The organism is Ensifer adhaerens (assembly GCF_001270265.1).
In the GTDB taxonomy this organism is placed as follows: Bacteria; Pseudomonadota; Alphaproteobacteria; order Rhizobiales; family Rhizobiaceae; genus Ensifer; species Ensifer adhaerens_B.
On sequence record NZ_LGAP01000005.1, the window covers coordinates 47,670 to 62,562 of the forward strand.

The 14,893-nt window shown below is 62.7% G+C and carries 13 protein-coding genes; all 13 read left to right on the forward strand.

The features are described from left to right. The first annotated feature begins 93 nt into the window (after nucleotides 1-93). The 13 genes from AC244_RS11585 to hutU all read left to right on the forward strand — a co-directional run bounded on the left by AC244_RS11585 (nucleotide 94) and on the right by hutU (nucleotide 14,881). Nucleotides 94-1,050 (forward strand): LysR family transcriptional regulator, encoded by a 957-nt coding sequence (locus tag AC244_RS11585; RefSeq protein ID WP_053248983.1) that lies wholly within the window; start codon nucleotides 94-96, stop codon nucleotides 1,048-1,050. Between the two features lie 80 nt (nucleotides 1,051-1,130). Further along, nucleotides 1,131-2,258 carry an NAD(P)/FAD-dependent oxidoreductase gene (locus tag AC244_RS11590; protein ID WP_053248984.1) on the forward strand — a complete coding sequence of 376 codons (1,128 nt, stop codon included), beginning with the start codon at nucleotides 1,131-1,133 and terminating at the stop codon, nucleotides 2,256-2,258. Between the two features lie 168 nt (nucleotides 2,259-2,426). Beyond that, nucleotides 2,427-3,269, forward strand: coding sequence for a phosphonate ABC transporter ATP-binding protein (phnC, locus tag AC244_RS11595; protein WP_053248985.1), 843 nt, complete (start codon nucleotides 2,427-2,429; stop codon nucleotides 3,267-3,269). Nucleotides 3,270-3,355: 86 nt separating this feature from the next. Continuing rightward, nucleotides 3,356-4,261 carry a phosphonate ABC transporter substrate-binding protein gene (phnD, locus tag AC244_RS11600; RefSeq protein ID WP_053248986.1) on the forward strand — a complete coding sequence of 302 codons (906 nt, stop codon included), beginning with the start codon at nucleotides 3,356-3,358 and terminating at the stop codon, nucleotides 4,259-4,261. Nucleotides 4,262-4,368: 107 nt separating this feature from the next. Continuing rightward, nucleotides 4,369-5,331: a phosphonate ABC transporter, permease protein PhnE gene (gene phnE, locus AC244_RS11605; protein WP_053248987.1), complete on the forward strand. Its 963-nt coding sequence runs from the start codon at nucleotides 4,369-4,371 to the stop codon at nucleotides 5,329-5,331. Between the two features lie 9 nt (nucleotides 5,332-5,340). Next, nucleotides 5,341-6,861, forward strand: a complete 1,521-nt coding sequence (gene phnE / locus AC244_RS11610; RefSeq protein WP_053249128.1) for a phosphonate ABC transporter, permease protein PhnE — start codon at nucleotides 5,341-5,343, stop codon at nucleotides 6,859-6,861. Nucleotides 6,862-6,988: 127 nt separating this feature from the next. Then, entirely contained in the window at nucleotides 6,989-7,696 is a 708-nt protein-coding gene (locus AC244_RS11615; protein WP_053248988.1) for a DUF1045 domain-containing protein, read from the forward strand. 1 nt (nucleotide 7,697) lies between these two features. After that, on the forward strand, nucleotides 7,698-8,837 hold the full coding sequence (locus tag AC244_RS11620) for an alpha-D-ribose 1-methylphosphonate 5-triphosphate diphosphatase (RefSeq protein WP_053248989.1): 1,140 nt from the start codon (nucleotides 7,698-7,700) through the stop codon (nucleotides 8,835-8,837). Further along, entirely contained in the window at nucleotides 8,834-9,421 is a 588-nt protein-coding gene (gene phnN / locus AC244_RS11625) for a phosphonate metabolism protein/1,5-bisphosphokinase (PRPP-forming) PhnN (RefSeq protein ID WP_053248990.1), read from the forward strand. The genes AC244_RS11620 and phnN overlap by 4 nt, the downstream gene beginning before the upstream one ends. A gap of 187 nt (nucleotides 9,422-9,608) precedes the next feature. Beyond that, nucleotides 9,609-10,853 carry an imidazolonepropionase gene (hutI, locus tag AC244_RS11630; protein WP_053248991.1) on the forward strand — a complete coding sequence of 415 codons (1,245 nt, stop codon included), beginning with the start codon at nucleotides 9,609-9,611 and terminating at the stop codon, nucleotides 10,851-10,853. After that, nucleotides 10,850-12,385, forward strand: a complete 1,536-nt coding sequence (gene hutH / locus AC244_RS11635) for a histidine ammonia-lyase (protein WP_053248992.1) — start codon at nucleotides 10,850-10,852, stop codon at nucleotides 12,383-12,385. The genes hutI and hutH overlap by 4 nt, the downstream gene beginning before the upstream one ends. Nucleotide 12,386: 1 nt before the next feature. After that, nucleotides 12,387-13,205, forward strand: coding sequence for an N-formylglutamate deformylase (gene hutG, locus AC244_RS11640; protein WP_053248993.1), 819 nt, complete (start codon nucleotides 12,387-12,389; stop codon nucleotides 13,203-13,205). Between the two features lie 2 nt (nucleotides 13,206-13,207). Continuing rightward, complete coding sequence (hutU, locus tag AC244_RS11645) at nucleotides 13,208-14,881, forward strand: urocanate hydratase (protein ID WP_053249129.1); 1,674 nt, start codon at nucleotides 13,208-13,210, stop codon at nucleotides 14,879-14,881. Nucleotides 14,882-14,893: the final 12 nt, after the last annotated feature.

Sequence of the window (14,893 nt, forward strand, 5' to 3'; positions counted from 1 at the left end):
ATCCGCGCCAATATGACGACAAGGCTGAAGGGCAGTCTGCTGAGACCGCCGAATGCCGACCCACCCGAAAGAGATCCACCGTAGTCCACCGCCATGGCCAATGACCGTCTGGAACGCTTCGCCCACAATCTCGACTGGAACCTGCTGCGCACCTTCGTCGTCGTGGTGGAGGAAGGCAGCATTACCGCCGCGGCCAATCGGCTCCTGCTGCAGCAACCGGCTGTCAGCATGGCGCTCAAGCGGCTCGAACAGACCGTTGGACAGAAGCTCATTGATCGCCGTCCGGGCCGCTTCGACCTGACCGATGCGGGCGCCAGGTTGCACGCTCAGTGCCGCGACATCTTCGCAGCCGTCATCCGGCTTCCCAACGTCCTTGAAACGGCGGGCGAGGAAATCACCGGCCATCTCAACATTCATGTCGTCAGCCATGCCCACAACCCCGCCTGGGACCGGAGGCTCGCGACCTTCTTCAGCAAGCACCCGAAGGTGACGATATCGGTGACCGTGGCCACGACCGTCGATGTGCTGAGCGCGGTCGAACGCAATATCGCAACCATGGGGCTGTGCGACGGCAACATCCCCGGCTGGCTGAACAAGAGCTTCCATGTTCGTGAGCGCTATGCGCTTTACTGCGGTCGCGACCACCCCCTGTTCGGTGTCGAGGGAGTCGATTTCAACGATCTGCGCGGCAATCCTTACATTGCCTTCATCGCCGATGTGCTTGGCGGCCAGCACATGAACTCCGTGACGGCGGTGCGCGCCATAGGCTCATTCGGCCAGCAGGTTCGGGCCGTGTCGTGCAATGTCGAGGAAGTCATGCGGCTGATCGCCTCCAACATCGGCATCGGCATGCTGCCGGATCATCTTGCAGCGCCCGCCGTCGCCGAGGGTCGACTTTGGCAGCTCCCACCCTATGACAACCTGCCGACGACGGATGTGTTTCGCATCTCCAACCCGAACTCGATTCTCAATCCCGCCGAAGCCGCCTTCCTCGCGCATGTGGCCGACACCGCCCCGCTCGACCACTGCCTCGACCATCATCCAAATTGATAGTGACATTTCCGGTTATAAATTTGAACGCGTAGCGCGCGCTACCTATGGTCCGGCCAAATCAGAAGCGGGGTCGGGACATGCGTGAATTTGATGTGGCAATCATCGGCGGCGGCATTGCCGGTCTGTCGCTTGCCTATTTCCTGGCACCGCACCGTTCCGTTGCCATCATCGAAAGGGAAGACGGGCTCGGCTATCACAGCACCGGACGCTCCGCCGCGGAATTCGTGCTGCGTTACAATGCCCCTGAAGTGTGCAAGCTCGCGGCGATCTCCAAAACCTTTTTCGACCAACCGCCGGAAGGGTTTTCCGACATACCGCTGTTGAAGCAGCGCGGCGGAGTGATGATCGCCAACGCGGAAAAAGCTGCGCGGCTGGAGACTGTGTTTGCCGAAGAGAGCGCTGCCAATCCCGACCTCAAAAGACTGACCGTCGATGAAGCGATCGCCCGGGTGCCGATCCTGCGCCGCGATTATGTGGCCAGTGCATTCTACGATCCCAATTTCTGGGACATCGAGGTCGACAACCTGCTGCAAGGTTACCTGCGCGGCGCACGTCGGCATGGCGCCGAGGTGATCGAGCGTAGCGATGTCACGGCTGCGCGCCGCGAGGCGGATGGCTGGGTGCTTTTGACAAGCGCCGGCGAAATCCGGGCGCAGGTCATCGTCAATGCCGCCGGCGGCTGGGCCGACCCGGTCGCAACCCTCTTCGGCGTCCCGCCGGCCGGCATCGTCCCACATCGCCGCACCGCGATCACCGTCGACCTCCCTGCAGAAATCGATGCCCTGGCCCTGCCCGAGATCAACGAGATCGACGAGGACTTCTACATGAAGCCCGAAGGCGGGCGGTTGCTTGCCTCCCCCGCTGACGCCACGCCGTGCGAGCCGGCCGACGTCCAGCCGGAAGAAATCGATGTCGCCTGGGCCGCCCACTATGTCGAGGAGGCGACGACTGTCCCGGTCCGTCGCATCTTCAAAAGCTGGGCTGGCTTACGCAGCTTTTCACCGGACAAGCTGCCGGTGATTGGTTATGCGAAGGATCGATCGGACTTCTTCTGGCTCGCCGGCCAGGGAGGCTACGGCATCCTGACATCGCCGGCATTGGGCGCACTAGTCGCCAACCTGCTCATCGGCGCACCGGCACCTGAAAGCTTCGCCGCCAACGGCCTCACCCCCAACGCGTTCAGCCCGGAGCGCTTCCTGAGGTAGCGGCGACGCACCTCCGTCCCGCTGCAATTGTCACATTCCGTTAAGGATGTCGGCGAGGCTGTGAACTGTAACAGAAACGACAAGAAACTGACATTTCGCTTTCATGAAGCGCCGATATGGCAGGTGTCATACCGATGACCGGTCTCCCCGAAAGAGGACCTGCTAGAAATGTTTCAGTTGAAGAACGTAACCCGCCAGTTCGGCAAGAAGACAGCCGTGAGCTCGGTTACCTTCGACATTCCCCAGGGCCAGATGGTCGGCGTGATCGGCCGCTCCGGCGCTGGCAAGTCGACGCTCCTGCGGATGATCAATCGCCTTGTCGACCTCTCCTCCGGCTCGATCGAGTTTGCCGGCACGGAAGTCTCGTCGCTGCGGGGAGCAGCCCTTCGCCACTGGCAGCGCGACTGCGCGATGATCTTCCAGCAGTTCAATCTGGTACCGCGCCTCGATGTGTTGACCAACGTGCTGCTCGGCCGCCTCAACCATCGCTCGACGGTGCTGAGCGTCCTCAACATGTTTACCCGCGAAGAGCGCATCATGGCGATCGGCGCGCTGGAGCGCCTCGGTATCGAACAGACCGCGCTGCAGGCCGCCGGCACCCTGTCGGGTGGCCAGCAGCAGCGCGTGGCCATCGCCCGTGCGCTGATGCAGCAGCCGAAGGTTCTGCTCGCCGACGAGCCGATCGCCTCGCTCGACCCGCTCAACGCCAAGATCGTCATGGATGCGCTGCGCGACATCAACGAGCGTGACGGCATCACGGTGATTACCAATCTCCACACGCTCGACACTGCGCGCAACTATTGCGAACGCATCATCGGCATGGCGCATGGCCGCGTCGTCTTCGACGGCCAGCCAAAGGATCTGACGGCGGCTGCCGTCGCCGAGATCTATGGCGCCGACACTGGCATCGAGGAATCGATGACCTCGACAAGCATCAATATTCCAGCGGCAGTCCCGCAGGAACAAACGGTATCTGCCGGCCTCCAGCCGCTGGCACTGGCCGGCATCTGACGCCCGCCAGGATCGAAGGCCCACGTCAAGGGCACCTCTTTGAAACCGAATATCATCCGGCACAGCCGGAGAAACGGGAGAACCTTATGCTGAAGAAAGCTCTTCTGGGCACTGTTGCCCTGCTCGCCCTCGTCGGCCACGCCCAGGCTGAAGACCTCAAGGAATTCCGCGTCGGCATCATCGGCGGCGAAAACGAAGCTGACCGCCTGCGCAACTTCCAGTGCATCGTCGACAAGCTGCCGGCGGCAATCGGCGTCGAAAAGGTCTCGCTGTTCCCGGCCGCCGACTATGACGGCGTCATCCAGGGCCTGCTCGGCGGCACACTCGACTATGCCGAGCTCGGCGCTTCGGGCTTTGCCAAGATCTACCTCGCCAAGGCCGACGCGGTCGAGCCGATCCTGACGACGGTCCAGACCGACGGCTCGACCGGCTACCATTCGATCATGGTCGCCCGCAAGGATTCCGGCATCACCAAGCTCGAAGACCTGAAGGGCAAGAAGCTCGGCTTTGCTGATCCGGACTCGACCTCGGGCTACCTGATCCCGCTCGTCACCCTGCCAGAAACAATCGGCGCGCCGGTCAAGGAATTCTTCGGTGAAACCGGTTTCGGCGGCGGCCACGAAAACCTCGTTCTCGAAGTCGTCAAGGGCACGTTCGATGCCGGCACGACCTTCGGTTCGGGCGTCGGCGAGTTCAAGGACGGCTACACCTCGGGCAACCTGAAGAAGATGGTCGACAAGGGCATCCTCGACATGAACGACCTCGTCGAGCTCTGGAAGTCGCCGCTGATCCCGAACGGCCCGATCGTCGTCCGCTCGACGATGAACGACGACATGAAGGCCAAGTTCAAGCAGTTCATGCTTGACCTGCCGAAGACCGACGCCGCCTGCTTCTCCGCCATCCAGGGCGGTGATTTCACCGGCTTCACCGAAGTCAACGCCGACTTCTACAAGCCGATCATCGACGCCCGCAAGGCAACGATCGGCGGCTGATTTTCCGTATCATTCAAGGACGCTGGCCGCCAAAGCGGCCAGCGTTCGCCTTTTTGCTAGGGCGCTTGGCGCGCCTGTCGACAGAGGCCGGCATTGCCGGAACATTCATGGCAACTTCCATGCTCCCGAGGCATCTGAGTGAAAACGGCGCGCTGGTCGAGCGCCATTGGCAGGAATTGAACTCCCGGCGCCGGCTTTACTCCTGGCTCGGCTTCGCCGTGCTAGTGCTCGCCCTTTCCGGCTCGCTCTGGTTTGCCAACGATTCCAATGCCGGCAAATTCTTCGACCGCCTGCCGCACTTCTTCGATTTCGTTGGCGATCTCGCGCCGCGTGACGGTCTGGAAATCTTCCGCGCCATGTTCGATCTGCCCTCGCCCTATGACGACGGCAGCTTCAAGTACAACTACCCCGACGGTCGGCTCTACCTGACCGAGAGCTTCTACATCCCCGAATATGTACACAAGATGCTGGAGACCGTGAACATCGCGATCTTCTCGACCGTCATCGGCACCTTCTTCGGCTTCATCTTCTGTTTCCTCGCCGCCCGCAACCTGATGCCCAATCCGTGGGTGCGTGGTTTCGTGCGCCGGCTGATGGAAATCCTGCGCGCCTTTCCAGAAGTGGTCATCGCCGGCTTCTTCCTGGCGATCCTTTCGCTCGGGCCGATACCGGCGATCGCCGCCGTTTCGATCCACACCGTCGGCGCCCTCGGTAAGCTGTTCTTCGAGGTGGTCGAGAACGCCGACATGAAGCCGGACGAGGGTCTGCGCGCCGCCGGCGGCAACTGGATCGAACGGGTCTGGTTCGGCATGGTGCCGCAGGTGCTGCCCAATTTCGCCAGCTATTTCCTGCTGCGTCTCGAGATCAACGTCCGCGCCTCCACCATCATCGGTGCCGTCGGCGGCGGCGGCATCGGCGAGCTGCTGCGTCTGTCAATCGGCCAGGGCCATCAGGCAAAGACATTGGCGATCGTCATCCTGCTGTTTGCAACGATCTTCGCCGTCGACCAGTTTTCCGCATGGCTGCGCCGTCGCCTCGTCGGCGACCAGGCCTTCCAGCTTGCCCAGTAGGTGCGCATCATGACCTCTACGACCAGACTCAGCGCTCTCGAAATGGATGCGATCGCATTGCGCCACCCGCATCTGCTGCGGGGTTCCTCGAACAAGCGCCTGCGCACGATCCTCATCAGTGTCGGCCTCGTCGCCTATCTCATCTTCAGCTGGTGGTTCTTTTCGATCGGCCACGTTCTGGGTAACGCCAATTGGGGTATTGCCGGAACCTATCTCGCCGATTGGGTCTCTTACGAGGTTCGCCCCGAGATCAAGATCGCCCGCGATAAAACGATGACGCTCGATTACCAACGCAACTCGCCGCTCGGGCACAATCCCAATCCGGCATGGGTGGAACTCGACAAGGAAACCGTGACGCGGATAGTCGAATTGCCGGCTGCTACCGCGCAGACTGCAAAACCGAAGACGTCGTCGTCGTCGTTCAGCTTCATGGCGCCGGGTGCAGCGCTCGGCACAGCCAGCACGGCAACCGAACAGAACCGCGTCGAGACGCGGACCGAGGAGATCATCACCAGGGCCGTCATCACCTATGACCGCTCGACGAAGATTGAAATTGCCGCTGGCCTCGTCAAGGCAACTCATCGCGGTGAGACGCTGACCATGGCCGTCGATGGCCAGGACACGGTAACGCCTCAGGGTGCGCTCCCCGCGTGGGCCACGCAGAAACGCCCCGGTGAAAAGATCACGCTCGCCTTCGGGGCGACCGGTTGGGCCGACGTCGAAGGTGACGATGTCTCGATCCGCAATCGCTTCTTCGGCTGGGCCAATTTCCTCTTCGACACCAACTCGCCCTTCTTCGGCAAGAGCTATGGCGACGTGCTTTCGCTGATCACGAGCGGCGAGCGCATAGATCCCGCGCGTTCGAACCTGTCGCTCGCCTGGAACAACATCCTCTTCAACGCCGAATGGCAACATCTGGACGTGTGGACCAAGCTGATGCAGACCGTGGTCATGGCCTTCGTCGGCACGCTTTTCGCGTCGCTGGTGGCGTTCCCGCTCTGCTTCCTGGCAGCGCGCAACATCACCCCGAATTTCCTGACCAACCAGATCGTCAAGCGCTTCTTCGACTTCCTGCGTTCGGTGGACATGTTCATCTGGGCATTGTTCTTCACGCGCGCCTTTGGTCCGGGACCGCTAGCCGGCATGTCGGCAATCTTCTTCACCGACACCGGGACCTTGGGCAAGCTCTACTCCGAGGCGCTGGAGAACATCGACGACAAGCAGCGCGAAGGCGTAAAATCCGTCGGCGCCACGCCGCTTGCCGTCCAGCGGTTCGGCGTCCTGCCGCAGGTGCTGCCGGTCTTCGCCAGCCAGGCGCTCTATTTCTGGGAATCCAACACGCGTTCGGCAACGATTATCGGTGCCGTCGGCGCCGGCGGCATCGGCCTGAAACTCTGGGAAGCGATGCGCACCAACTCGGATTGGGAAAATGTCGCCTATATGGTGCTTCTGATCTTGCTGGTTGTGTTTATTTTCGACAGCATCTCGAACGCCTGCCGCTCGCGGCTGATCGGACAGAAAACGCATTGACGAGAATGAGCCTTTTGCACCGTAGCCATCATGATGTTGTCATGGAAATCGGCTAGCTGCGCATCGCATCCCGCGAACAATCGACCCGCCGTTCCGGCGGGCCGGTCGATACAAGAAAGTGAAGACCGTGCGTTATGCAATCTACTTCGCGCCGCCGGCGGACGACCGGCTGTCGCAGACGGCAGCCCGTTGGCTCGGCCGTGACGCCTTTACCGGCCAGACCAACGAACTTCCGGCTCTCGCCGGCCTCGATGCCGACACACGACAGGCTTTGACCGCCGATCCTCGGCGCTACGGCTTTCACGGCACCCTCAAGGCGCCCTTCGCTCTTGCCCAAGACCGCAACGAAGCCGAGCTGATCGCAGCCTTCGAAGGGTTTGCCGCTGATCTCGAGCCTTTCGAGATACCGGAACTCACGCTGCATCAGATTGGCCCATTCTTCGCCTTGGTCTCTGCGACCCATTGCGAGCCGCTGCAGGATTTCGCAGCGCAGGCGGTACAATCCTTCGAGCTGTTTCGGGCGCCTCTGTCGGACACGGATATGGCACGGCGCAATCCGGACAAACTGCCGTCGCGGCAGAGAGAATACTTGAAAGAATGGGGCTATCCCTATGTTTTTGAAGAATTCCAGTTTCATTTGACGCTGACCGGGCCAGTCCCGGCCGAGACGACGACAACCATGCGGACAGTGCTTGAGAGCACCTTTTCCGAGCATATCGGCAAGCCGCTTGACGTTGCGTCAGTTGCGCTCTTCGTCGAGCCGCACCGTGGCGCACCGTTTCTGGTCCATTCCCTGCTGCCTCTGGGCGGCGCGACACAACGAAAGATCGCATGAGATGAGCAAAGAACAAGTCCTGACCAACGCCCGCATCGTTCTCGAGGACAGCATCCTCGACGGCTCGGTGCTGATCCGCGACGGCAAGATCGCCGATATCTCGAAGGGCACCACCAGCACCGGCGAAGACTTCGAAGGCGACTATCTGCTCCCCGGCCTGATCGAACTGCATACCGACCATCTCGAGGCCCACTATTCGCCGCGGCCCGGCGTTCGCTGGCTGAAGATCGCCGCGATCCAGGCACACGACGCCCAAGTGGTCACGTCGGGCATCACCACGGTCTTCGATTGTCTGCGCCTCGGTTCGGACGAAGACGGCGGTTTCCAGAAGGGCGAGATGCGCAGCATGGCCGACGCCTTGGCCCAGGCCAAACAGGAAGGTCGTCTACGTGCAGACCACCTGATCCACCTGCGCTGCGAGGTTTCGACCTCCGACGTGCTCGACCACTACGAGGACTTCCAGAACGACCCGCAGGTGAAGCTCGTTTCGCTGATGGACCACGCGCCGGGGCAGCGCCAGTTCCAGACGATGGACCAGTACACGCTCTACTACAAATCCAAGCGCGGCCTGTCGGATGCCGAGTTCGACAAGTTCGTCGAACGCCAGCAGGCGCTTTCGGCGAAATATGCCGGCCCGCACCGCGATGCACTTGCCAAGGCCTGCGCCGAGCGCGGCATCACCATCGCCAGCCATGATGACGCCACGATCGACCATGTGGACGAATCGATCAGCTACGGCATCAAGCTCGCCGAGTTCCCGACCAGCTTCGAGGCGGCCGAGGCCTCCCATCGCGCCGGCCTCAGCGTGCTCATGGGCGCGCCGAACATCGTGCGCGGCAAGTCGCATTCGGGCAACATCGCAGCGCGCGACCTTGCCGACCGCGGCGTGCTCGACGTGCTTTCGTCGGATTATGTGCCCTTCAGCCTGATCCACGCGCCGTTCGTGCTGGCCGACGAGCTTGAAGCCATCGACCTGCCGAAGGCGATCGCCATGGTCAGCGCCACCCCTGCCCGCACCGTCGGGCTCGACGATCGTGGCCGCATCGCCGTCGGCCTGCGCGCGGATATTGCGCGTGTCCACCGGCAGGAAGGCATTCCGGTGGTGCGTTCGGTCTGGCGCGAAGGTCGGCGTGTCGCATGAGCCAGGTCGAACTCAGACGCGGCGCGCTCGTCGTCGTCGTCGGCCCGAGCGGGGCCGGCAAGGACAGTGTTATGGGCTTTGCCGCCCGGCACTTTTCCGATTGCGCCGATATCCACTTCGTTCGCCGCGTGATCACGCGGCCGTCGGACGCCGGGAGCGAGGTGCATGAAAGCGTTTCGCTCGCGGAGTTCGTCGACATGGAGCAGGCAGGAGCCTTCGCCGTGTCCTGGGATGCGCATGGCCTGAAATACGGCATTCCCGAAGACGTTCGCCGCAATGTCGAAAACGGTGCCACGGCAATCGTCAACGGCAGCCGCAGCGCCCTGCCGGCATTCCGCGCCGCCTTCGGCACTATCGCCGTCACGGTGATCACAGCCGAACCGGCCGTCCTTGCCAAGCGTCTTGCCGAGCGCGGGCGCGAAAGCGAAGAGGATGTGCTGCGCCGGCTCTCCCGACAGGTGCCTGATGTTACATCGGGGCCGGACGTCACGCTCATCGACAACAGCGGTCGCCTTGAAGTTGCCGGGCGTCGCTTCGTCGACCTCGTCGAGCGATTGCGCATGAGTGCCGTCCATCCGGCCTGAACGGCGAGTTTTCATCGACGCCATTTTGAAAGACCCCGGAACTCCGGGGTCTTTTGCGTTTGAACCCCGTCGTTCAGCATCAATCCCTTGCGCCGTCCCCTTCCTTTTTCCAACGGCAAGCCAATTTTTCTCTTGTCGAGACGATTATTATGTATATACATTATATCCAACGAAAGGGGATCGGCTGATGAGTCAATTTTCGACCAACGCAAACGCGTCCGGCATCTGGCGCAATCTCCGCCTTGCGACCCTGCGTCCCGATCGAGACGGCCTCGGCATGGTCGAAAAAGGCGCGGTGGCTGTCGTCGACGGACGCATCGCCTTTGCCGGTGCCGAGAGCGACCTTCCCACCGATCTGTCCCGCACACTTGAAGCCACGGATTGCGAAGGCCGGGTGATGACGCCCGCCTTCATCGACTGCCACACGCACCTCGTCCACGGCGGCAACCGCGCGCGCGAATTCCAGATGCGGCTCGAAGGTGCGTCCTATGAGGAAATCGCTCGCGCCGGCGGTGGCATCGTCTCCTCGGTCAAGGCGACCAATGCGCTCTCCGTCAACGCGCTCGTCGAGAGCGCCCTGCCGCGGCTCGACACCCTCCTGGCCGAAGGCGTTTCGACGGTCGAGATCAAGTCCGGCTATGGCCTCAATATTGATGCCGAACTCAACATGTTGCGCGCCGCGCGCAAGCTTGGCGACAAACGTCAGGTTCGGGTCGTTACAAGCTATCTGGCAGCGCACGCGACACCCTCCGAATACAAGGGGCGCAACGACGACTACATTGCCGAAGTGGTGCTACCAGGCCTTGATGCCGCCCACGCCGAGGGGCTGGTCGATGCCGTCGACGGCTTTTGCGAAGGCATTGCCTTTTCGACCGCCGAGATCGCCCGCGTCTTCGACCGTGCCAAGGCCCTCGGCCTGCCGGTCAAGCTGCATGCCGAACAGCTTTCGAACCTCGGCGGCGCCAAGCTTGCCGCCTCCTACGGCGCATTGTCTGCGGACCATCTCGAATATCTTGATGCTGACGGCGCGCAGGCTATAGCCAAATCGGGCACTGTTGCCGTGCTGCTCCCCGGCGCGTTTTACGCGCTGCGCGAGAAGCAGCTACCGCCGGTCGAAGCACTGCGCGCGGCCGGTGCGCATATTGCCATCGCGACGGACTGCAATCCCGGCACCTCGCCGCTGACCTCGCTGCTACTCACCATGAACATGTCGGCAACATTCTTCCGGCTGACGATCGCCGAGTGCCTCGCCGGCGTCACCCGCGAGGCGGCACGTGCGCTCGGGCTTCTCCCCGAAACCGGCACTATCGAAGTCGGCAAATCTGCCGACCTCGCACTCTGGAACATCGAGGATCCGGCCGAGCTCGTTTACCGCATCGGCTTCAATCCACTTCATCTGCGCATCTTTAGGGGCGAAAGGACCGGTCTATGACCATCATTCTGCATCCGGGCTCGGTTCCGCTGAAGGACCTCGAGACCATCTATTGGACCGGCGAGCCTGCCCGCCTGCATCCGTCGTTCGACGCTGGCATCGAGAAGGCAGCCAAGCGCATTGCCGAGATCGTCGCTGGCAACGCGCCTGTCTATGGCATCAACACCGGCTTCGGCAAACTGGCGTCGATCAAGATCGACAGCGCCGATGTTGCCACCTTGCAGCGCAACCTGATCCTGTCGCATTGCTGCGGCGTCGGTCAGCCGCTCGCCGAAAACATCGTCCGCCTGATCCTGTCGCTGAAACTCGTTTCTCTCGGCCGTGGCGCATCCGGCGTGCGGCTCGAACTGGTGCGCCTGATCGAGGCGATGCTCGACAAGGGCGTGATCCCGGTCATCCCGGAAAAGGGCTCGGTCGGTGCATCCGGCGATCTGGCGCCGCTCGCCCATATGGCGGCCGTCATGATGGGACACGGCGAGGCGTTCTTTGAAGGCAGCCGCATGTCCGGCGCGCAGGCCCTTGCGAAAGCCGGCCTGACGCCGGTCGTGCTTGCCGCGAAGGAAGGACTGGCGCTGATCAACGGCACGCAGACCTCCACTGCGCTTGCGCTCGCCGGCCTCTTCCGCACCCACCGGGCCGCCCAGGCGGCGCTGGTCACAGGCGCGATGTCGACCGATGCGGCGATGGGCTCGTCTGCGCCCTTCCATCCGGACATTCATACCCTTCGTGGCCATCAGGGCCAGATCGATACCGCCGCCGCCCTTCGCGCGCTGCTATCGGGCTCCGCCATTCGCGAAAGCCATATCGAAGGCGACGAGCGGGTGCAGGATCCCTATTGCATTCGCTGCCAACCACAGGTGGACGGTGCCTGCCTCGACCTGTTGCGCTCGGTTGCGCGCACCCTCGAAATCGAGGCGAATGCCGTTACCGACAACCCGCTCGTGCTCTCCGACAATTCCGTCGTCTCCGGCGGCAATTTCCATGCCGAGCCCGTGGCGTTTGCGGCCGACCAGATCGCGCTTGCGGTCTGCGAGATCGGGGCGATTTCGCAGCGGCGCATCGCGCTGCTTGTCGATCCTGCCTTGTCCTACGGCCTTCCGGCCTTTCTCGCCAAGAAGCCGGGCCTCAACTCCGGCCTGATGATCGCCGAGGTGACGTCGGCCGCATTGATGTCGGAAAACAAGCAGCTTTCGCATCCGGCCTCCGTCGACTCCACGCCGACGTCGGCCAATCAGGAAGACCATGTGTCGATGGCCTGCCATGGCGCACGCCGCCTGCTGCAGATGACCGACAACCTGTTCTCGATCGTCGGCATCGAGGCGCTGACAGCCGTCCAGGGCGTCGAGTTCCGCGCGCCATTGGCCACAAGCCCCGAGCTGCAAAAGGCAGCCGCAGCTCTGCGCGCGGTTTCGCCGGCGATCGAAGAGGACCGCTACCTCGCCGATGATCTGCAGGCTGCCGGCGAGCTGATCGCTGCTGGCACGCTGAACGCGGCTGTTTCTGCCGGCATTCTTCCGAAGCTGGAGGCTTGAGATGAGCGTTTTCGAAGTCCGCCAGGGCACCTCACCCGTCATCCTCGGCTTTCCGCACACCGGTACGGATGTGCCAACGGAGATCTGGGAGCGTCTCAACGACACCGGGCGCCTGCTTGCCGACACCGACTGGCACATTCACAAGCTCTATGAAGGCTTGCTGCCGGACGCCACGGTCGTCCGCGCCACCTTTCACCGCTACGTGATCGATGCCAATCGCGATCCGGAAAATGTGAGCCTATATCCCGGGCAGAATACCACCGGGCTCATTCCGGAGACCGATTTTGACGGGTTGCCGATCTGGAAGGATGGTGAGGCTCCGACGGAGACCGACACGGCAGAACGCCTGCGCCAATTCCATGCGCCCTATCACGCCGCGTTTCTGGCGGAGATCGAGCGGGTCAAGGCCATCCATGGCATCGCCGTCGTATACGACTGCCATTCCATCCGCTCGCATATCCCGTTCCTGTTCGACGGCAAGCTGCCGGACCTGAACATCGGCACGGACATGGGCCGCACCTGCGCGCCGGCCATCGAGAAGGCCGCCGTTGATATCGCCGCCTCGGCCGAGGGCTACACGAGCATTCTCAACGGCCGTTTCAAGGGCGGCTGGACGACCCGCCATTACGGGCGACCGGAAACCGGCGTGCACGCCATCCAGATGGAACTGGCGCAATCGACGCATCTTGCCGCCGAGGAGCCCCCTTTCGTGCTCGACGCGAGCAAGGCGGAGCGCCTGCGCGCGCCCCTTCGGGCCATTCTTCAACGCATCGAAAACACCGCATTCGACCTTAAAACGCTGACAGGGAGCGAGGCATGACCATGAACAATCCGCGCCACAATATTCGCGACGTGCGCGCCCCGCAGGGCACCACGCTCAACGCCAAGAGCTGGATGACCGAAGCGCCGCTGCGCATGCTGATGAACAACCTCGACCCGAACGTCGCGGAAAACCCGCATGAGCTGGTGGTCTATGGCGGCATCGGCCGCGCCGCCCGCACCTGGGCCGACTTCGACAAGATCGTCGAAACCCTGAAGGACCTCAACGAGGACGAGACCCTGCTGGTGCAGTCCGGCAAGCCGGTCGGCGTCTTCCGCACCCATAAGGATGCGCCGCGCGTTCTGATCGCCAACTCCAACCTGGTGCCGCATTGGGCCACTTGGGACCACTTCAACGAGCTGGATAAGAAGGGTCTGGCGATGTACGGCCAGATGACGGCCGGCTCTTGGATCTACATCGGCACGCAGGGCATCGTTCAGGGCACCTACGAAACCTTCGTCGAGGCCGGCCGCCAGCATTATGGCGGCAGTCTTAAGGGCAAGTGGGTGCTGACGGGCGGTCTCGGCGGCATGGGCGGCGCGCAGCCTCTGGCCGCCGTCATGGCCGGCGCGTCGTGCCTCGCCGTCGAGTGCAATCCGGACTCGATCGACTTCCGCCTTCGCACCCGCTACGTCGATGAAAAGGCAGAGACGCTCGACGAGGCGATGGAAATGATCGCCCGCTGGACCAAGAACGGCGAAGCCAAGTCCGTCGGCCTGCTCGGCAACACCGCCGAAATCCTGCCGGAAATGGTTCGCCGCGGCATCCGCCCTGACATGGTCACCGACCAGACCTCGGCGCACGATCCGGTCAACGGCTACCTGCCCAAGGGTTGGACCATGGCCGAGTGGAAGGCAAAGCGCGAGAGCGACCCGAAGGCTGTCGAAAAGGCTGCGCGCGCCTCGATGCGCGAACATGTCGAAGCCATGATCGCCTTCCAGGACATGGGCATCCCGACCTTCGACTACGGCAACAACATCCGCCAAGTCGCCAAGGAAGAGGGCCTCGAAAACGCCTTCGCCTTCCCCGGTTTCGTACCAGCCTATATTCGCCCGCTCTTTTGCCGCGGTATCGGTCCGTTCCGCTGGGCCGCACTCTCCGGCGACCCTGAGGACATCTACAAGACGGATGCGAAGGTCAAGGAACTGACCCCTGGCAACACCCACCTGCACAACTGGCTCGACATGGCGCGCGAGCGCATCTCGTTCCAGGGCCTGCCGGCGCGCATTTGCTGGGTCGGCCTCGGTGATCGTCATCGCCTTGGCCTCGCCTTCAACGAGATGGTCAGAAATGGCGAGCTCAAGGCCCCTGTCGTCATCGGTCGCGACCACCTCGATTCCGGCTCGGTCGCCTCGCCGAACCGCGAGACCGAAGCGATGAAGGACGGCTCCGATGCCGTCTCCGACTGGCCGCTGCTCAACGCCCTGCTCAACACCGCCTCTGGCGCCACCTGGGTGTCGCTGCATCATGGCGGCGGCGTTGGCATGGGCTTCTCGCAGCATTCCGGCGTCGTCATCTGCTGCGACGGCTCGGACGAGGCCGCACGTCGCGTCGAGCGGGTTCTTTGGAACGACCCGGCAACCGGCGTCATGCGCCACGCCGACGCCGGTTACGACATCGCGCTCGACTGCGCCAAGGACAAGGGCCTGCGCCTGCCCGGCATTCTCGGCAATTGACGAAGACATTGG